An 18,437-nucleotide genomic window follows, 5' to 3' on the forward strand; every position below is an offset into this window, starting at 1 on the left:
GGAGGACCCCCTGATGCACGACGTGATCTGTTCGATGGGCGTTTCGCTGGACGGCTACATCGCCGGGCCCGACGGCGGTTTCAACTGGTCGGCGCCCGACCGGGACGTCTTCGCCCTGGCCACCGACGAGGTGCGCCGGACCGGTGCCTACCTGCTGGGGCGGCGGCTGTACGAGACGATGCTCTACTGGGAGACGGCCGACCAGCACCCGGAACACGACCACCCCACGCGTGAGTTCGCCGAGATCTGGCGGGCGCTGCCCAAGGTGGTCTTCTCCACCACGCTCTCCGAAGTAGAGGGCAACACCCGCCTGGCCTCCGGCGGCCTGGCGCAGGAGGTCGAGCGGCTGCGGGCCGAGCCGGGGGAGGGCGACATCGCGGTCGGCGGCGCCGCCCTGGCCGCCGAGGCGGCCGCGCTGGGCCTGGTCGACGAGTACCGGCTCCGGGTGTACCCGGTGCTGGTCGGCGGCGGCACCCCGTTCTTCCCCCGGGCCGAACGCCGTGTGGACCTCGACCTCGTCGAGTCCCGCCCCGTCGGGTCCTCCGGGGTGGCCTACCTCCGCTACCGCGTGACCCGCTGACCGGCACGGTCGCACGCACGGACCGGAGCCGCGGACGCGGGAGTCCATCCGGTGTGGGCGGGGCCGTCCCGCGGGGCGTGTTCCACCCGGAGCCGCTGGGCGCGGCGCATCGGCAGGTCCTCGATCTCGGCGGGTGAGAACCAGCCGGCCTCGTGCGACGCGTCGCTCACCGTCGGTCCCTGCCCACCACCCGGGCCCGGAAGCACACGTTGAACCGGCGGCGCACCTCGCCGTCGCTGTGGGCGATGACGTGCCGGGCGTCGGTGCAGGTGCCGACCGGGCCGGTCACCTCCACCTCGTACCCGGTTCAGGCCGGCGTTCCGGTGAGGGCGGCACGGGCCCGGAGAATGGGTTCCAGGGCCCGGTGTCCGCTGACCGCGGCGCGGGACAGGGCGGCGAACACGCGCCGGTACGGCCGGACCGCGTCGTCGTCGGTCAGGTACAGCTCCGCGCTGACGGTCTCCACGATCACCCGTTCTTCGTCGTAGATCCAGAACCCGTGCATGGGGGAGACCGGCAGGGTGGCCGCCAGGGGTATGACGCCGATTCCGCCGAGCCCCCGGCGGATGCAGGAGGCCAGGTGGTCGAGCTGCTCCACCTGGACCTGTGCGGAGGCGTGCCGGGTGTACAGGGCCGGCTCCCACAGCAGGATCCGTACCTCCCTTTCCCCGTCCTGGAGGACGGCGCGGCGCTCCATGCGTGTGCGCACGCCCTCCTCGACGTCGGCCGGGGTGCCGTAGAGTTCGACGGCCCGGCCGATCATGGCGCGGGCGTAGGCCTGGGTCTGCAACAGCCCCGGGACGCACACCGACTCGAAGGCGTGCAGGACGCGGGTGCGGTTCTCCAGGTCGACGGCGTTCTGCTGGCGGGCCCGGTTGCCGGCGGCGAGGCGGCGCCGCCAGCCGGTGTAGTGGGTCTCCAGCGAGCCGAGCTGGGCCACCAGCCCCCCGGCCGCGTCCTGGCGTCCGCACAGCAGGGCCCAGCGGCGCAGGTCGGCCGCGGCCGCGGTCTGGTTCCCGCGTTCGAGGCGGGACACCTTGGACGGGTGCCACTCGGCGCGCGCGGCCAGCTCGCGGCCGGACAGCCCGGCCTCCTCCCGGAGTTCGCGCAGGCGGATACCGAGGGAGGCGCGGGCGGTCTGGTAGTCGGTCATAGGGCGCGGGCCTCCAACCGTCGGGAGAACGCCGACGTGCGCCTCACGTCGACAGGTCCCGGCCGATGGCCTGGACGAGCCGCACGGCACGGGGGCCGCGCAGGGCCGCGGCGGAGAGTTCGGCGAACGCGCGCCGGTAGGGCTCGGTCGCGAGGTCCTCGGTCAGGGACAGCTCGGCACCGATGGTCTCCACCAGGACCTGCTTCCCGTCGAAGATCCAGAACCCGTGGGAGGGGACCACGTCCATGCTCGCCCCCATGGGGATGACGCCGATGTCGGCCCGGCGCCGGGTGATCTCCGAGGCGACACGGGACAGCTGCCCGGCCATGACCGGGTCCGGCCCCAACCTGATCCGCAGGGCCGGTTCCCAGATGAGGATCTCGAACCGTTTGCCGGGGGCGTCCAGGACGTCCTGGCGGGCCATGCGGGCGCGGACCGCCTTGTCGATGTCCTCAGGGGTGCGGTGGTGGCGCACCCCCCGGCGGAACATGAACGCCGCGTAGTCCGCCGTCTGGAGAAGGCCCGGCACGCACGCGGTTTCGAGGATGCGGAAATGACGCGTCGCGGCGTCCAGGGGTGCGTTGGAGCGCTGGAGCGGTTCGTGCCCTCCGGCGAGCAGGCGGCGCCAGTTCGCGTAGTGCGTCTCCAACGACCGCAGTTGCGCCGCCAGCCCCTCCGCCGCCTCCGGGAGTCCGCACACCCGCGCCCATGACCGGAGATCCTCCAGGGCGGCCGTCTGCTTGCCGTGCTCCAGCTTCGACACCTTGGAAGGGTGCCAGCCCAGACGCGCGGCCAGCTCGCGGCCGGACAGCCCGGCCTCCTCCCGGAGTTCGCGCAGGCGGATACCGAGGGAGGCACGGGCGGTCTGGTAGTCGGTCATAGGGCGCGGGTGGCCATGTACTCCGTGAAGGTCAGGGCGTGGTGCCAGGCGGCATCACGCGCCTGGAGGGCGGCCAGGACCTCGGATGGCTCCTCACTGAGGTGCACGCCCAGGAACCGGTCGCCGTCGAAGGCCAGTCGGGCGACGGTCCGGCTGTCGAAGACCCAGAAGTCGTGGTCGGGCAGTTCCTCGACGATCGGGTGGGAGCGGTTCAGATAACGGATGTCCTCACCCGCACCGAGGTTGTAGGGGGTGCCCCACAGCTCCCAGCGCAGGTAGTCCGAAGGCGGGTCGTCAACGAGCCGGACCCGCTCCATGCGTTTGCCGGCGGCGGTCTCCTCCCGCACCATGCGCAGCCACGGGACGAACCATTCCAGGTCGGGTTCCTTGCCGGTCAGCCATTCCTGAAAGGGCCGGTCCTCGTCGAGTTTGCCGTAGTAGGTGCGGGTCTCCAGTCTCCAGGCGGTGTGTCTGTACCGCCGGAAGAGGTCGTCGAAGGCTTCTCCGGACACCAGGTCGGACACGTCACTCCTTGGGGGCGAAGCGGGTCAGCAGGGCTCGGGGGACCACGACGAACTCCTCGCCCTCCAGCACGTCGCGCAACTGTGCGAGAGCTTCTGGATCCGTCAGCCGGTCACCCTGGACCACGATGTCACCGGTATCGGTCTCGTACAGGGTCGGGCATCCGCCGTTCTGCGAAGTCGTACCTATTTTGCGGAGTTTCACAGAGGCTCCCTGATCAGGGGGTGGGAACCCAGTTTCACCGATTCGGGTCCGCGCCCGCCAGAGCGCCGTCGGCACCGCGCGAGCAATTCCGAGCAATCCCCGACCCTGCGGCCCGAACCCGGGATTACGTTCGTCGGTACGCCGACCCTACCGACGAAGGAGACCTTGTGCGATCGGTGGAACCCCGCCTTGACGAACCCCGGGTGTTGGCCCCTTACGTCCGTGTCGGTTTCCAGGACGGGGTGCTGTTCCTCGGATTCGGGTCGATACGCCGGCCCGTGCACGATCCGGTGCTGTGGGAACCCCTGCTACGGCTGGCCGACCACTTCCGCGTACCCCGCACCCGGGCCGAGGCCCGCTCCTTCCTGGACGGCCACTGTGAAGGGGACACCCTCCGGGCCGAGACCGTGATGCGGCTGCTCGAAGACGGTGTCCACCTGATCCCCGCGCACACCTACGACCCGGCCGACCGCTACAGCCGCCACGCCCTGTTCTACGAGCTCTCCGGGGCCGACGCGGTGCAGGTCCAGCTCCGACTGGCACGGGCCCGGGTGGTGCTACTGGGGTGCGGGGGCATCGGCGGCCTGGTGGCGGTCACCCTGGCCACCGCCGGGGTCGGGGAGTTGGTGCTGGTGGACGCCGACCACGTGGAGCTGAGCAACCTGACCCGGCAGTTCCTGTTCACCGAGGCCGACATCGGACTGCCCAAGGCGGAGGTGCTCGCCAGGGAACTGCGGCGGCGCAACCGCCACTGCCGGACGCGGCCGGTGGTCCGCGAGGTCCGGGACCGGGAGGATCTGGAGAGCCTGCCCTCCTGCGACCTGCTCGTGGTCTCGGCGGACTCCCCCGGGCTGACGAGCACGGTCAACGCCCACTGCGTCCGGGACGGAACACCCTGGCTGAACGCCTGCTACGTCAACGACATCGCGGTGTGGGGCCCGCTGGTGGTACCGGGGACGACCGGCTGCTGGGACTGCCGGCCCCTCACCGTCCGCGCCCCGGAGGGGGAACCAGAGCTGGCCCGGCTCATGGCCGGGATCAACGGCCGCTACCAGGCGCCCTCCAACGGTCCCGTGAACATGCTCGCCTCGTCCCTGGCCGCCCTGGACGTGTTCCGGTACCTGGGCGGCTTCGGCGTTCCGGCGTCGTTGGACCGGCGGGTGGGCGTGTGGTCGCACGACCTGTCGCTCGACGAACAGGATACGGACCGCGACCCGGCCTGCCCAACCTGCGCCGATGCCGTTCCGGTCCGTGAGGGGGTCCGATGAGCGCCGACCGCGACGCCGGGTGCGTCTTCTGCCGGATCGTGACCGGGCAGGCCCCGGCCCACCGGATCTGGGAGGACACCGACCACCTGGCGTTCCTGTCGATCTTCCCCAACACCGAGGGGTTCTCGGTGGTGGTCCCCAAAGCCCACAAGAGCAGCTACGTGGTGGACCTGGAGGAGGGGGAGTACACCGCGCTGCACCTGGCGGCCCGCGAGGTGGCGCGGCTGTTGGATACGGCCTTCGCCGATGTGGCACGCACCGGGATCATGTACGAGGGGTACGGGGTGGACCACGCCCACGCCAAGCTCTTCCCCATGCACGGCACGGCGGGCAACGCGGGCGAGGGGTGGCGGGCCGTGGCATCGACGGCCACCGGCTACTTCGACCGCTACCAGGGGTACCTGTCCTCGCACGACCACGAGAGGGCCGACGACGAGTGGCTGGCCGAGGTCGCCGAACGGATCAGACGCGCCGCGGAGTGACGGCAGAGCCCGATGCCGGGGAACAGATGCGGGGCGGCCCAGGGTCAGGGCCGCCCTGCCGTCGCTTCCCGGTGGTCAGTTGTTGCCGTCGTCGTTCACGGTGGCCTCCTCGCTCTTCGCGGTGGACGTCGGTGGAGGCCGGAGCCGTCCCGGGTGCCTCGGCGGCCTCCGGAATCCATGGAAGCCCGACGGCCTGGGCGGGGACAACGTGCTTGCTCGAGATTGCACGCGAAGGTGCGGCGTGTGGACCTCACCGGGCGCCGGTGGTGCGGTATCGGGGCCAGGGGCGGCCCGTCTCAGCTGGTCGGAGCCTCGGCCAGGGCGTCGGCGACCCGGCGCCAGGTCGGGAGGCCGCCGGTCGGGCCGCGCAGGAGGGTGACGTGGGGGACGGCGTCCAGGAAACCGAGGCTGCGGTCCCAGGCCGGGTGTCCCGCGAGCGCGTCCCCGCCCTTGGGCACCAGGAACGTCGGCACGCCCCGGCCGATCATCTCGCACACCAGCGCGACCGCGAACGTGTCCGTGATGCCGAGCGCCGTCTTGTTGGTGCTGTTGAACGTCCACGGGCAGGCCAGGACCGCGTCCGGCGGGGGCAGGCTCACGCCGGTCCCCGGCCGGCGGAAGTCCACGCGCACCGGCTCGCCCGTCAGCTCCTCCAGCGCGTCGAGGTCGTGGAAGCGGGTGCCCGTCGGCGTGCACAGCACGGTGACCCGCCACCCCTCGTCCTGGAGCAGGCGGACCAGGTCGGGGGCGGTCTCCTCCGGTGTGGTGGTGGCCCCGGAGAGTGTGAGGTACAGAGTTCGCATGTGGTCCAGTCTGGCCGCCGCGGGCGGGCGGCGCCCCGCCGGAACGGGGCCGGCGGGGGCACCTTCACATCAACCGCGCTCGAAGTGGCGGCGGCGCTCGAAGTCGGTCACGGTGGCCGAGAAGGCCGCCAGCTCCGCACGTCCCGCCGCCGCGTAGTGGCGGACGATGCCCGGCCCGAACACCGACCGGGCGATGTCGCTGTTCTCCCAGGCCAGGACCGCCTCCTCCAGGGAGGCGGGCAGCCGCGGCAGGTCCGGGTCCGCGCCGGCGTCGCCCGCGGTCGGCTCCGGCAGCGGCAGGGCCTGGTCGATGCCGGAGAGGCCCGCCGCGATGATCGCCGCCACCGACAGGTACGGGTTGGCGTCCCCGCCCGGCACCCGGAACTCGATCCGCGCCGACTCGCCCTGCCCCACCACCCGCACCGGGCAGGTGCGGTTGTCCAGCCCCCACGCGATCGAACTGGGCGCGTAGGCCTGCGGGGACAGCCGCTTGAACGAGTTCACGTTGGGCGCGTGCAGCAGCGCGAACTCCCGCATGCACGCCAGCTGCCCCGCCACGAAGTGCTCCATGTGCTTGGACATCCCGTACCGCCCCGACCCGTCGTCGGCGAAGACCGGCGCACCGGTCTCGTCGCGCAGCGACAGGTGCACGTGGCAGGAGTTCCCCTCGCCCTCGTCGTACTTGGCCATGAACGTCAAAGCCACACCCGCCTGGGCCGCCAGCGCCTTGGCCCCCGCCTTGTACACCACGTGGTTGTCGCAGGTCCGCAGCGCGTCGTCGTAGCGGAACACGATCTCGTACTGCCCCGGGTGGCACTCGCCGCGCGCCGACTCCACCCGCATCCCCGTCCGCTCCATCGCGGTGCGGATCCGCCGCATCAGCGGGTCGATCTCGGCGACCTCCGGCAGCGCGTAGTCGGAGTTGAACCGGGTCGCGGCGGTCAGCCCCCGGTAACCGCCCTCGAACGCCTCCTGGTAGGAGTCGCGGAACACCAGGAACTCCAGCTCCGTCCCCGCCAGCGCCCGCCAGCCCCGCTCCGCCAGCCGCTCCAGCTGCTCCTTGAGCACCTGCCGCGGCGCCACCGGCACCGGCCGCCCGTCGGCGTCCAGCGCGTCGCCCAGCACCAGGGCGGTCCCCGGGTCCCAGGGCAGGTACCGCAGGGTGCCGGGGTCGGGCAGGATCGCGAAGTCGCCCAGCCCCCCGCCCCACGGGTCGGTGGCGTACCCCGGCCGTGACTCCATCTCCACGTCGGTGGCCAGCAGGTACAGGCAGGCGTCGAACCCGTTCTCCAGCACCCGTTCGGCGAAGTCGCGCGGTGCCACCCGGCTGCCCTGCACCCGCCCCTGGAGGTCGGGCAGGGCCACGATCACGTCGGTGATCCCGCCCGCCTCCACGTCGGCGCGCAGCCGCTCCAGCGGCACCGGGAACGGCGGCGGCGGGGGCGACGGCGGCAGGGTCTCGTACAGGGGCGGCAGTCCGTCGCCGATCGTCGTGCTCATCGCTTCTCTTCCGGGGTGTGCAGCGGGTTGGGGACCGGCGGGGCGTCCAGGTGGAACTCGGCGTCGCGCTCGGCGCGGTCGTGGTAGCCGCCGCCCAGCAGCCGCTCCCGGTTCAGGCACACCCGCTCGTACTCCGGCGCCAGCAGGTCGAACAGCGCGAACCGGTCGGCCAGTTCGGGGAACTCCGCCCGGTACCGGTCGATCTCGGCCCGCACCAGCGCCCAGAACCGTTCCTCGCCCACCCCCAGCTGTTCCTCCGCCAGCGGCGCCAGGTACCGGAAGTGCCCGATGAACAGCGACTTGGCCACCGACGAGGTCAGCTCGCGGGCGTCGAAGCGCATCAGCACCCCCAGCGCCTCCGCCGGCAGCCCCTCGTACTCCGGCAGGTCGGCGTCCAGCAGCTTCATGTCGTCCACGAAGTCCTTGACCGCCAGCCGCACCGGCCGGTCCCGCTCGTCGTAGACGACGATGGTGTTCTCCCCGTGCGGGTTGAACGCCAGGCCGTACCGGTACAGCAGGTGCAGCAGCGGCGGCAGCACCGTCCCGAACAGGGCGGCCAGCCACTCCTCGGCGTCCAGCCCGGACCGCTCCACCAGCTCCGCCGTGAACGCCCGGCCCTCGCCGTCCACGTGCAGCAGCGCCGCCAGGGTCCGCGCCCGCTCGCCCGGCTCCAGGAAGCCGGCGACCGGCTCGCGCCACAGCGCCCCCAGCAGCTGCCGGTGCCGGTACGGGGCGTCCGGGATGTCCTCCAGCACCGGGTGGCGCACCGCCACCGCGGCCACCTCGCCGGGCAGGATCACCCGGTGGCGCTCGGCCAGGAACGCGTCCTTGGCGTGCAGGGCGTGCACCCACCCGGTGCTCACCGGGGCGGCCCGGCACAGCTCGGTGGGGATGCCCCGGTAGACCATGGTGTTGAGGATGGCCAGCGACAGCTTGACGTTGAACCGGTCCGGTCTGGTCAGGTTGGTGAACGTGCGGATGGACTGCTGGGGCAGGTAGTCGTCCCCGGCCTCGCCCAGCGGGACGATGAGCCCGCGCGCCAGCTCGGCGGCGAACAGCGGCACCACCACCTCGTCCCACTGCCACGGGTGCACCGGCAGCCACACGAACGCGTCCGGGTCGGCGCCCGCCGCCGCCAGCCGTCCGGTGAACCGGGCGACGGTCTCCCCGCCCAGCTCACGGGCGCGCAGCACCTCCTCCTCCAGCCCCGGCACCCCGTGGTACTCGGCCAGGGAGCGGTGCACCGCGATCCACGGCAGCCGCACGGGCCGCCGCGCCTCGGGCGGGAAGTCCGCGCGGTCGCGGGCGGAGAAGCCCACCCGCCCCTTGTTGGCGAAGATCCACGGGTGCCCGGTCTGGTGCCCCTCCAGGTCGGCGTAGGGCAGGTCGGCCAGGTCGGCGGCGGTGCGCCGCTCCACGGCCAGCCGGGCGTCCGCCGACAGGGTGGCGGTCAGCTCCCCGACGGTGAACGCCTCCACCGCCGGGTCCACGACCCCGGCCGCGCCCAGGTCGCGCAGCAGGGCGAACGGGGAGGCCGGGGCCTCGGTCCCGTCGGCGCCGACCCGGGTGACCCCCGGCAGCACCCGCCACCCGTCCAGGAGGGTGCGCCGGCCCTCGAACCGGTACCGGGCGGCGCCCACGGCGGCGCTCCAGCGGCCGGGGCCGTCGGCCTCGGGGACCAGCGCGTACTCGAAGCACAGCTCGGCGACCATCTTGGCGGCCAGCAGGCCGCTGGCCCGGTCCCAGTGCCCGGCGGTCAGCTCGGCGGGCACCGGCAGCGGTGCGGCGGGGGTGCGGGCCACGTCGTTCACTCCTCCTCCCCGGGGACGGCCAGCGGGTTGTCCACCAGGCCGTGCATGACGTCGAACTCGGCGTCGCGTTCGGCGCGCTCGTGGAAGCCGCCGCCCATGAGCTGCTCGCGGTTGAGCGCCACCCGCCCCACCCGGGGCGCCAGCAGGTCGAACCAGGCGAACCGTTCGGCCAGCTCCGGGAAGCGCGCCTGGTGGGCCAGCACCTGGGCGCGGGCCAGCGCCCACAGCCGCGCCCCGGGCACCCCGAGGTCGTGCTCGACGATGTCGGCGAGGAACCGCAGGTGCCCCGCGCAGATCGCCGACAGCACCGAGTGCGCCAGTTCCTCCGGTCTCCAGCGGTGCAGCACCGACCGCACGTGCTCGGGGATCTCGGCGTACTCGGGCAGGTCGAAGGGGAGCAGCTCCACGTCCGACCCGAAGTCCTTGAGCGCGATGCGCACCGGGACCTCGTCCTCGTCCAGGATGAGCACCACGTTCTCCCCGTGCGGGGTGAAGGACGCCCCGTACCGGTACAGGTAGTGCAGCACCGGCGGGAACAGGGCGGCGACGAACCGCTCCAGCCAGGCCTCCACGCCCAGCCCGGAGCGCTCGATCAGCTCGGCCACCAGCGGCCGCCCGTCGGAGCCGCGCAGCAGCAGGCAGGCCATGGTGCGGGCGCGCTCGCCCCCGCGCAGGTGGCGGTGGACCGGCTCGCGCCAGATGGCGCCCAGCAGCTCGTGGAACCGGTACGGGGCCTGCGGCATCCGCGCGAACACCGGGTGCGGGACGGTGGCCGAGGCGCGCTCGGCGAGCATCACCACCCCGGTCTCGGCGAAGTAGGCGTCGCGTTCGGCGAGGTCGCGCAGCCAGGTGCTGGTGTGCGGGGCGCAGCCGGTCTGGGTGCCCGACAGCCCGCGCCAGACCAGGGTGTTGCGGATCATCAGCGGCACCTTGACGTTGAGCCGGTCGGGCCGGTCCAGGTTCATCAGGGTGCGGATGGACTGGAAGGGGCGGTAGCGGTCGCGGCTCTCGCCCAGGCGCACCACTCGGCCCAGGGCGATCTCCGCGGCGAACAGCGGGGCGACGACCTCGTCCCACTGGAAGGGGTGGACCGGGACCCACAGGTAGGCGTCGGGGTCGCCGCCGCGCTCGCGGATCCGCCCGGCGAACTCCGCGCGCTGGTCCCCGTCGATCTCGGCGGCGACCAGGGCGGCCTGGTCGGTGTCCGCCATGGACTGGAAGGCGCCCAGGTCGGGGTGGACGGCGATCCACACGAGGCGGAACGCGCCGCGCGCCTCGGGGGTGTAGCGGGCGGCGTCGTCGGCGGAGAAGCCGAGCCGGCCCTTGTTGACGAAGATGCAGGGGTGGCCGGTCTGGTACCCCTCCAGGTCCTCGTAGGGCAGGTCGGCCAGGTCGGCGGCCGGGAGGGCGGCGGCCAGCAGGCGGGCGTCGGCGGCGTGGGTGGCCAGCAGGTCGCGCACCACCTCGGCCAGGGAGTCGCCCGGCAGGCCCACGGTCTTCTGGGCGTCGGTGACGAACCGGGTGGGGTCCCAGGCGGGCTCGGGGCCCTCGGCGCCGGTGCGGACGAAGGAGTCGGCGTCCACGTGCCAGGAGCCGAAGCCGCCGCGCCGGGCGGTGAAGGCGTAGGTGACGCCGTCGTCCACGGGCAGCCGCCAGGCGGGGGAGCCTCCGGGCGCCCCGGGCCCGGCCGCGGGCTCGGGGACGATCATCTCCTCGTAGGCCATCTCGCCGACCATGTGGGCGAGCAGGCGGCTCCCGGCCCGGCGCCACAGGTCGGCGTCGTGGGTGGACTGTGCGTTCTCAGACATGGTGCGGTCTTTCGGTGCGGTGCGCGGACGGGTCGTCGGAGGTCCCGGGAGGTGGGGGCGGGCGCGAGGGGAGGCAGAGCAGCAGCGCGAGCACCGCGAACAGCCCCGCCCCCGCCGCCAGCGGCAGCCCCGCCCCGCCCGCGGCCAGGGCCGTGGCGGCCACCGGGCTGACGAGGGTCGCGGCCACGCGCACGGTGGCCACGGCGGAGAACGCCGGACCGTCCGTGCCGGTCACGGCGAACACCCTCAGGTCCAGGGCCACGTGTCCCAGCCCCAGGCCGACGCCGAACACCACCCGGCCCAGCGCCAGCGGCACGGGGTCGAGGGTGAGGAACTGCCAGGCCAGCCCGGCCGCGGCCAGCAGGCACGCGGCCGGCAGCAGCGCCCGGCCCAGCAGGGCGTGCGCCCGCCCGGCCAGCGGCAGCACCGCCAGCACGGCCACCTGCGGGAGCAGGAAGAGGACGGCGGCGGCCGTGGTGCCGACGCCGCCGTCCTGCGCGTACAGGGTGAAGAACGGACGCACGACCAGCCGTGCGGTCTCGACCGCCAGCACGACGGCGCTCACCGCGGCGATCGCCGCCACCGCGCCCCGCGGAGCCCTCGCCCGGGGCTCGGGGACGGAGTCGGCGACCGCGGGCGCGCGCCGCTCCCGCGGCAGCCTGCGGTGGCACAGCACCGCCAGCGCCACGTACAGCAGCGCGCAGGCGGCGATGCCCCAGCGGGGCTGGGGCAGGGCCATGATCCCCGCGCCGATGAGGGTGGCCGCCACCGTGCCGCCGTTGACCACGTAGGCGAACACGGTGACGTCGCGGACCCGGTCGGCTCCGGTGCCCACGAACGCCGGATAGGCCAGGGTGAACGCCATCGTCACCGCCACCTGCACCGCCGACAGCACCAGGAACACCGGGTACGCCGGGGAGGCGGCCAGCGCCAGCTCCAGTACCGCCGCCGCCCCCAGGGAGCCCAGCACCAGGGACGACAGCGAGAACCGGCGGGCGAGCAGGCCCCACAGGGGCATGGCCGCCAGCGCGGTCACCCGGCACACCCAGATGTACACGCCGGTGGCCGCCGGGTCGGTGACCCCGAACAGCCGCTCGAACAGCTGCGGGTAGAACGGGCTCAGCGCCACGTCGCCCACCAGGTGCAGCAGGACGACCAGCAGGTACAGCCGGCGGAACGAGGCCCCGCTCACCGCCGGGCCCCGGCCGGGGCGCCGAACGACGTGAACGCCGTCCGCTCCGGCAGCCGGTAGGCGGTGCCCCCGGTGAGGGAGTTGAGGATGACGGCCGCCCGCCAGGCTCCCAGGCCCAGGTCGGGGGCGCCCACGCCGTGGGTGTGCAGTTCGGCGTTCTGCACGTGGATCGGGGCGGTCAGCGCCGGGTCGGTGGCCAGGCGCAGGTCCCCGTCGACGAGCGGCCGGCCCCGTCCGTCTGTCTCGATGAGCTTGGCGAGGGGCGCCAGGAAGCCGGGGGAGCGCTGGGCGTACCCGGAGGCGGCGACCACCGCGCCGGTGCGGACGGTGAACTCGGCGTCCTGCTCGCGGTGGCGGAACCGCAGCGCGAACCCGTCCCCGTCGGCCTCGGCGGCCAGCAGCTCGCACTGGGCGCGCAGGCTCACCCCCACGTCGGCGCCCGCGATGCCGCGCTCGTAGAGCACGTCGTGGATCTCGGCGATGGTGTCGCCGCTGATGCCCTTGTACAGCTGCCACTGGGCGGGGACCACGCGGTCCTTGGTCTCCTGGGGCAGGGCGTGGAAGTAGCGGGTGTAGTCGGGGGTGAAGTGCTCCAGCCCCAGCTTGGAGTACTCCATGGGGGCGAACGCCGGCGAGCGCGTCACCCAGTGCACGGCGGTGCCGCGGTGGGCGGGGGAGCGCAGCAGGTCCAGGAACACCTCGGCGCCGGACTGGCCCGAGCCCAGCACGGTGATGTCGTCGACCCCGTCCAGGCCCGCCGCCCGCTCCAGGTAGTCGGCGGCGTGGAACACGCGCTCGCCCACCAGGGGGCGCAGCGGCCCGGGCAGCACCGGCTCGGTGCCGATGCCCAGTACCAGGGCGCGCCCGCGGGTGCGGGTCACCGCCCCGGCGGCGTCGGTGTGCTCCACCGTGAAGACCCCGTCCTCGTGGTGGACGGCGTCCACGCGGGCGTCGAACCGGCACGAGCCCAGTGAGCGGGCCACCCAGCGGCAGTAGTCGTCGTACTCCCGGCGCGGCACGTGGAAGTGCTCGGAGAAGTAGAAGGGGAACAGCCGGTCGTGCTCGCGCAGGTAGGACAGGAACGACCAGGGGCTGGTGGGGTCGACCAGGGTCACCAGGTCGGCGAGGAAGGGCACCTGGAGCCGGGCGCCCTCCAGCAGCAGGCCCGGGTGCCAGGAGAAGTCGGGCCGGGCCTCCAGGAAGCGCGCGGTGAGGCCGGGCACACCGTCGGCCAGGGCGGCCAGGGCCAGGTTGAACGGGCCCAGGCCGACGCCCACCAGGTCGTACGGTTCGTCGTCCCCGTGGGCGTGGGGGCGGGAGGTGGCGGTCAACGGGACTCCTTCAGGGCGGCGAGTTCGGTGTCGCCCGCGGCGGCGACCCCGGCGAGCAGGGCGGTCGTGTCCTCGACGGTGGTGGCGGGGTTGAGCAGGGTGAGCTTGAGCCACACGCGGCCGTTGATCCGGGTGCGGCCGACCACGGCCCGGCCCTCCTGGAGCAGGCGGCGGCGCAGGCGGGCGTTGACCTCGTCGGAGTCGGCCCCGGCGTCGTAGCGGAACACCACGGTGGTGAGGGAGGGCGAGTCGGCCAGCTGGAGCCGCGGGTGGGCGGTGACTTTGGCAGCCGTCCGCAGGGCCAGGTCGCGGCAGGCGTCCACGAGGCGGCCCAGCCCGTCGGTGCCCAGGGCCCGCAGGGTGACGGCGATCTTGAAGACGTCGGCCCGGCGGGTGGTGCGCAGCGAGTACCCGAGCAGGCTGGGGTAGCCCGCCTCCTCGTCGTCGGCGGGGTTGAGGTAGTCCACCGAGCGCGAGAGCGGGGCGAACAGGGCGCGCTCGCGGGTGAGCAGGACCCCGGCGGCCACCGGCTGCCAGCCGAGCTTGTGCAGGTCCAGCCCGACCGAGTGGGCCCGGTCCAGCCCGGCGAGCAGGCCGCGCAGCCGGCGGGAGAACAGCAGCCCGCCGCCGTAGGCGGCGTCCACGTGCAGCCACACCCCGTACTCGCGGGCGATGTGGGCGATCGCGCCCAGGGAGTCGATGCCGCCCAGGTCGGTGGTGCCCGCGGTGGCGACGATCGCGACGGGGATGTCGCCGTCGGCGCGCATCCGGTCCAGGGCCTCGCGCAGGGCGCGCGGGCGCATCCGGTGCCGGGAGTCGACGTCGACGGTCTCGACGGCGTCCTCGCCCAGGCCCAGCAGGGCGGCCGAGCGCTGGACGGAGAAGTGGGCGGCGGCCCCGCACAGGATGCGCGGGCGGGCGCCGGCGGCCGCCCGCGCCACCCCGTGGCGGACGGGGTCGCGCTCGGGCCCGGCCAGGGCGTGGTCGCGGGCCAGCAGCAGGGCGGTCAGGTTGGACTCGGTGCCGCCGGAGGTGACCACGCCGCCCGCCGCCTCGGGGTCGTACCCGGCCAGGCCGGCCAGCTCGCCGATGACACGGGTCTCCATGGCGGTCGCGGCGGGGGCCTGGTCCCAGGAGTCCATGGACTGGTTGAGGACGGAGGCGACGGCGTCGGCGGCCACCGCCACGGCCAGCGGCGGGCAGTGCAGGTGGGCGGCGCAGTGCGGGTGGGCGGGGTCGGCGGCGTGCACGGCCAGGGCGTGCGTGAGCCGGGTCAGGACCCGTTCGGCCAGGTCGGGGGCGTTCCGGTCGCCTTCGGGCGCGGCGGTCGGCGGGCCCAGGGCGGTCCGGACCGCCTCGGCCACCTCCTGGGGTGTGCGGGCGGGCAGCGGTCCCCCGCGCTCCTCGCGGGCCGCGGACAGGGCGTCGGCGGCCGCGGCCAGGAGGGCGGCCACGGCCTCGGGGCCGCCGGGGGCTCCGGCCAGGGCGTCGGGCAGCAGGGCGGAGGCGTCGGCGGGGACGGTGAGGCCGTCGGCTCCCCAGGTCACGGTGTCGCCACCGGGAGTGATGGTCATGGGGCGTGGGGCTCCTGTTTCTCTCCGAGGCGGTTCGGGCGCGCGGACGGGGGAGGCCCGGGCCGCGGGGCCCGGTCGGTGCGTTGTGCCGGGGGCGGCGGGGGAGGCCGCGCGTCCCGGTGCCCGCCGGGCGGGGCGGGCTGGAGGGGAGCGCCGGCGCGCACGGCGGCGTGCGCGCCGGTGGCGCGGGTCAGCGCAGGGGCATGGTCAGGGCGTGGTGGCGGCGCCAGCCCGGGTGGGGCTCGACGTCGCCGACGTGGGTCCAGCCGTTGCGCAGGACCAGGTCCAGGGCGTGGGCGTTGGTCTCGGCGACCAGCCCGGCGGCGCGTTCCTCGGCGCGCCCCTGGACGAGGAGGGGGAAGGCGCGCTCGACCACGCCGGATCCCCGGAACGGTTCGGGGACGAGGGCCTCGCACAGGGCGAAGGTGCGGCCCGGGTACTCGGCGGTGACCTCGTCCGCGTCCACGCCGGGCAGCGGGGTGAAGCCGTTCCACCAGCCGGTGGTCACCGGCAGGGGGTACCCGTAGGCGAACCCGGCCAGGACGCCGTCGGCGTGGCAGGACGTGAGCCGGAAGCCCTCCCGCCGGGCGCTGAAGGCGAGGCGGTCGGCGAAGGCGGGGGCGCGGTGGTCGGGCAGGTGCAGGGCGTGCGCGTAGACCTCCTCGTAGGCCCGGACCCAGGGGGAGGGGTCGGCGAGGACGTCGGCTCCGGTGAGGTTCTCGATCCGCCAGGTGACGGAGGTCGGGTCGGCCGTCGGAGCGGGGGAGGCGGACACGGTGGGATCTCCTTGTCGGGGACGGGGGTACGGGGCCGGGGGAGGCCGAACCAATTAGGGCAGGCTTACCTAAGTCATGTCAAGAGGGGGATGCATGTCCCGCGCCACAGGGGCCGCGGTCAGGGCAGCCGGGAGTCCACGGTGGTGCGCACCGCCGCGGGGTGCCCCAGGAACGCGGGCATGGCGAACTCGAACCCGTACGCGCCCGCGTTGGGGAAGACCAGCACGTCGCCGGCGCGCACCGACGCCACCCGCACATCGCGGGCCAGCACGTCCTCGGGGGTGCACAGCTCGCCCGACACCGTCACCGACGCCCCGCGCGCCTCGGGCCGGGGCACGCCGGCCGGCCACAGGTCGTCCGCCAGCACGGCGAAGTTGTGCCGGATCTCCCAGGAGGTGGGCAGCTGGAAGTGGTTGATACCGCCGCGCACCACGGCGAAGGTCCCGCCGTAGGACGCCTTGACGTCCGTCACCCGGGCCGCGTACCAGCCCGCCGGGGCGCCGATCCACCGGCCGGGCTCGAACACCACCTCCACACCCGGGTCGGGGGCGTCCGCCAGCGCGGCGCCGAACCCCTCCAGGTCGAAGGCGTCGTCGCCCGCCTCGAACGGCACGCCCAGGCCACCGCCCACGTCCACCGTGCGCAGGTCGACCCCGTGCCGGTCGGCCGTGCCGCGCGCCCACTCCAGGCACCACAGCACGTAGGCGGCGTGCGCCGCGGCGTCGGTGTTGCCGCTCACCGCGTGCACGTGGAAGCCGGTCAGGTCCAGGCCCGGCAGGGAGCGCACCGCCTCCACCGCCGCGGGCACCTCCGCCTCGGGGACCCCGAACGGGCCCGGGGTGCCGCCCATCACCAGGGAACCGCTCACCGGCACCCGGGCGGGGTTGACCCGGATCGTCACCGGAAGCACCGTGCCCGCGCCGACCGCGGCCGCCGAGGCCCGGTGCGCCTCCAGGACGCTCTCCAGGTTGACGGCCACGTCGGCGCCGTGTCCGGCGCGCAGCCGGGCCAGCCCGGCCAGCAGTTCGGGGGTCTTGCCCGGACCGCTCACCGCGATCCTCCCGCCGGGGCCGCCGCGCCGCTCGCGCAGCGCCGCCAGGGAGGCGCGCGCCTCGCGCAGCGATGCCGCCTCGAACCCGTCCACGGCCTCGGCCAGGTGCGCCAGCACCGGCTCGAAGCCGTTGGCCTTGACCGCGAAGTACACCCGGGCCCAGTCCGGCAGCGCCTTGCGCAGCGTGCGGGCCCGGTCGGCGGCCAGGGCGGGGTCGTACACATAGCCCGCCCCGGTCCCGGCGGCCAGTTCCAGCGCCGCCGCCCGCACGGGGGCGGGGATCCGGCCGGCGTCCAGGCAGGGGGCGTGTTCGAAGGAGCGGGGCGGTTCCACGGGGTCTCCCGGTGTGGTGTCGCGGGGCGGCGCGGGTGCGCGGCGCCGGGCGGGGCGGCCGCGCACCCGTTCTGGGAAGGCGGGGCGCGCCGTTACCGCTGCGGGTCGACGCCGAACATCTCGGCCAGGTCGTCCAGCACCGCGTGCGCGGCGATCAGGCCCACGCCGGAGATCCAGTACTCGTCGTCCACCTCGGTGATCTCGCCGGTCAGCTCGCCCCACAGCGGAGCGGCCATGTACTCCTCCTTGCTCTCCTGGACACCGTCGGCGCCGCCGTCGTCGTAGGTGGCGACGAAGATGTGGTCGGCGTCCAGGTCGAGCAGGCGCTCCTGGCTGTGGTAGGTGACGATCTCCTCGGACTCCGTGTCCACGCCCGGGCCGGGCTCCAGGCCCACGTCCTCCAGGATCACGCCGATGTAGGACTGCGGGGTGTACAGGCGGACGCCGTCGGCGTCGCCGGCGAACCGGACCGCCGACACGGTGGGCGCCTCGCCGCCGTTGGCCTCCACGATCGCCTCGCCCAGGGCGGCGGCGCGCTCCTCGAACTCGGCGACCAGCCGCTCGGCCTCCTCCTCGGCGTCCAGCGCGGCGCCGGTGAGGACGAGGTTCTCCTTCCAGGTGGCGCCGGTGGTCTCGGACATGACCGTCGGGGCGACCTCGGAGAGCTGCTCGTACCCGTCGCCGTGGCGGACCTGCGCCGACAGGATCAGGTCGGGGGAGGTCTCGGCCACGGCCTCGGGGTCGACCTCCCACAGCAGGCCCACCGGGACGGCCTCGTCGGCGGTGCCGACGTTCCAGTCGCTCTCCACCAGGTAGTCGGGGAGCTCGGTGACGTCCTCCGCGAACGTGGTGAAGCCCACCACGTTGCCGCCCAGGGCCAGGGTGGAGTCCACGTAGGCGGCGTCCAGCGGCAGGACGCGCTCGGGGGCCGCGGTGATCTCGGTGGAGCCGAGGAAGTGCTCCACGGTCCGCGGGTAGCCGTCGGAGGGCTCGTTGGAGGCCTCGGGGGCGCCTTCGGGGCCGCCGGCGCCGCAGGCGGTCAGCATGGCGACAGCGGCGGCCGCCGCGGCGACGGGCGGGAACAGCCGGCGCGGCCGGGTGGACAGGGTCATACGGGGGCTCCATGAGGGTCGGGGAATACGTTCGGTCCAGGGCGGGCCGGGGGGCGC

General features: G+C 74.4%; 18 protein-coding genes. 3 read left to right on the forward strand and 15 right to left on the reverse strand.

Annotated features, from left to right (window positions below; all coding sequences use genetic code 11):
* Nucleotides 1-13 precede the first annotated feature (13 nt).
* Complete coding sequence (locus K1J57_RS21720; RefSeq protein ID WP_255646477.1) at nt 14-580, forward strand: dihydrofolate reductase family protein; 567 nt, start codon at nt 14-16, stop codon at nt 578-580.
* 166 nt (nt 581-746) lie between these two features.
* Here the strand turns inward: K1J57_RS21720 and K1J57_RS33595 are convergent, their stop codons facing one another.
* Genes K1J57_RS33595 through K1J57_RS21745 form a run of 5 tightly spaced genes read right to left on the reverse strand, consistent with a single transcriptional unit; the run spans nt 747 to nt 3,339 of the window.
* Nucleotides 747-869, reverse strand: coding sequence for a hypothetical protein (locus tag K1J57_RS33595; RefSeq protein WP_255646479.1), 123 nt, complete (start codon nt 867-869; stop codon nt 747-749).
* 18 nt (nt 870-887) lie between these two features.
* Entirely contained in the window at nt 888-1,733 is an 846-nt protein-coding gene (locus tag K1J57_RS21730) for a helix-turn-helix transcriptional regulator (protein ID WP_220560440.1), read from the reverse strand.
* Nucleotides 1,734-1,776: 43 nt separating this feature from the next.
* A complete protein-coding gene (locus K1J57_RS21735) occupies nt 1,777-2,613 on the reverse strand; it encodes a helix-turn-helix transcriptional regulator (protein WP_220560441.1) in 837 nt (278 codons plus the stop codon).
* Nucleotides 2,610-3,137, reverse strand: coding sequence for a DUF6879 family protein (locus K1J57_RS21740; protein ID WP_220560442.1), 528 nt, complete (start codon nt 3,135-3,137; stop codon nt 2,610-2,612). The genes K1J57_RS21735 and K1J57_RS21740 overlap by 4 nt, the downstream gene beginning before the upstream one ends.
* Nucleotide 3,138: 1 nt before the next feature.
* Nucleotides 3,139-3,339 carry a hypothetical protein gene (locus tag K1J57_RS21745; protein ID WP_220560443.1) on the reverse strand — a complete coding sequence of 67 codons (201 nt, stop codon included), beginning with the start codon at nt 3,337-3,339 and terminating at the stop codon, nt 3,139-3,141.
* 203 nt (nt 3,340-3,542) lie between these two features.
* Between K1J57_RS21745 and K1J57_RS21750 the strand changes: the two genes are divergently transcribed.
* Together K1J57_RS21750 and K1J57_RS21755 are read left to right on the forward strand one after the other, a co-directional pair.
* A complete protein-coding gene (locus tag K1J57_RS21750) occupies nt 3,543-4,607 on the forward strand; it encodes a TOMM precursor leader peptide-binding protein (RefSeq protein WP_338151210.1) in 1,065 nt (354 codons plus the stop codon).
* On the forward strand, nt 4,604-5,089 hold the full coding sequence (locus tag K1J57_RS21755; RefSeq protein ID WP_220560445.1) for an HIT family protein: 486 nt from the start codon (nt 4,604-4,606) through the stop codon (nt 5,087-5,089). Before K1J57_RS21750 ends, K1J57_RS21755 begins: the two co-directional genes overlap by 4 nt.
* A gap of 296 nt (nt 5,090-5,385) precedes the next feature.
* Here K1J57_RS21755 and K1J57_RS21760 read toward each other — a convergent pair whose 3' ends face one another.
* The 10 genes from K1J57_RS21760 to K1J57_RS21805 form a co-directional block, all read right to left on the reverse strand.
* Entirely contained in the window at nt 5,386-5,892 is a 507-nt protein-coding gene (locus K1J57_RS21760) for a flavoprotein (RefSeq protein WP_220560446.1), read from the reverse strand.
* A gap of 69 nt (nt 5,893-5,961) precedes the next feature.
* A complete protein-coding gene (locus K1J57_RS21765; RefSeq protein WP_220560448.1) occupies nt 5,962-7,392 on the reverse strand; it encodes a glutamine synthetase family protein in 1,431 nt (476 codons plus the stop codon).
* Nucleotides 7,389-9,194, reverse strand: coding sequence for an IucA/IucC family siderophore biosynthesis protein (locus K1J57_RS21770; RefSeq protein WP_255646483.1), 1,806 nt, complete (start codon nt 9,192-9,194; stop codon nt 7,389-7,391). Before K1J57_RS21770 ends, K1J57_RS21765 begins: the two co-directional genes overlap by 4 nt.
* Before the next feature lie 5 nt (nt 9,195-9,199).
* Nucleotides 9,200-11,011, reverse strand: a complete 1,812-nt coding sequence (locus K1J57_RS21775) for an IucA/IucC family siderophore biosynthesis protein (RefSeq protein ID WP_220560450.1) — start codon at nt 11,009-11,011, stop codon at nt 9,200-9,202.
* Nucleotides 11,004-12,203 (reverse strand): MFS transporter, encoded by a 1,200-nt coding sequence (locus K1J57_RS21780; protein WP_220560451.1) that lies wholly within the window; start codon nt 12,201-12,203, stop codon nt 11,004-11,006. Before K1J57_RS21780 ends, K1J57_RS21775 begins: the two co-directional genes overlap by 8 nt.
* Nucleotides 12,200-13,534 carry a lysine N(6)-hydroxylase/L-ornithine N(5)-oxygenase family protein gene (locus tag K1J57_RS21785; RefSeq protein ID WP_220560452.1) on the reverse strand — a complete coding sequence of 445 codons (1,335 nt, stop codon included), beginning with the start codon at nt 13,532-13,534 and terminating at the stop codon, nt 12,200-12,202. The genes K1J57_RS21780 and K1J57_RS21785 overlap by 4 nt, the downstream gene beginning before the upstream one ends.
* On the reverse strand, nt 13,531-15,108 hold the full coding sequence (locus tag K1J57_RS21790; protein WP_220560453.1) for an aspartate aminotransferase family protein: 1,578 nt from the start codon (nt 15,106-15,108) through the stop codon (nt 13,531-13,533). Before K1J57_RS21790 ends, K1J57_RS21785 begins: the two co-directional genes overlap by 4 nt.
* A gap of 190 nt (nt 15,109-15,298) precedes the next feature.
* Complete coding sequence (locus K1J57_RS21795; RefSeq protein ID WP_220560454.1) at nt 15,299-15,883, reverse strand: GNAT family N-acetyltransferase; 585 nt, start codon at nt 15,881-15,883, stop codon at nt 15,299-15,301.
* Nucleotides 15,884-16,002: 119 nt separating this feature from the next.
* Nucleotides 16,003-17,268 (reverse strand): alanine racemase, encoded by a 1,266-nt coding sequence (locus K1J57_RS21800; protein WP_220560455.1) that lies wholly within the window; start codon nt 17,266-17,268, stop codon nt 16,003-16,005.
* A 92-nt stretch (nt 17,269-17,360) separates the two neighbouring features.
* A complete protein-coding gene (locus K1J57_RS21805) occupies nt 17,361-18,380 on the reverse strand; it encodes an ABC transporter substrate-binding protein (RefSeq protein WP_220560456.1) in 1,020 nt (339 codons plus the stop codon).
* Nucleotides 18,381-18,437: the final 57 nt, after the last annotated feature.

The organism is Nocardiopsis sp. MT53, from assembly GCF_019598965.1.
In the GTDB taxonomy this organism is placed as follows: domain Bacteria; phylum Actinomycetota; class Actinomycetes; order Streptosporangiales; family Streptosporangiaceae; genus Nocardiopsis; species Nocardiopsis changdeensis.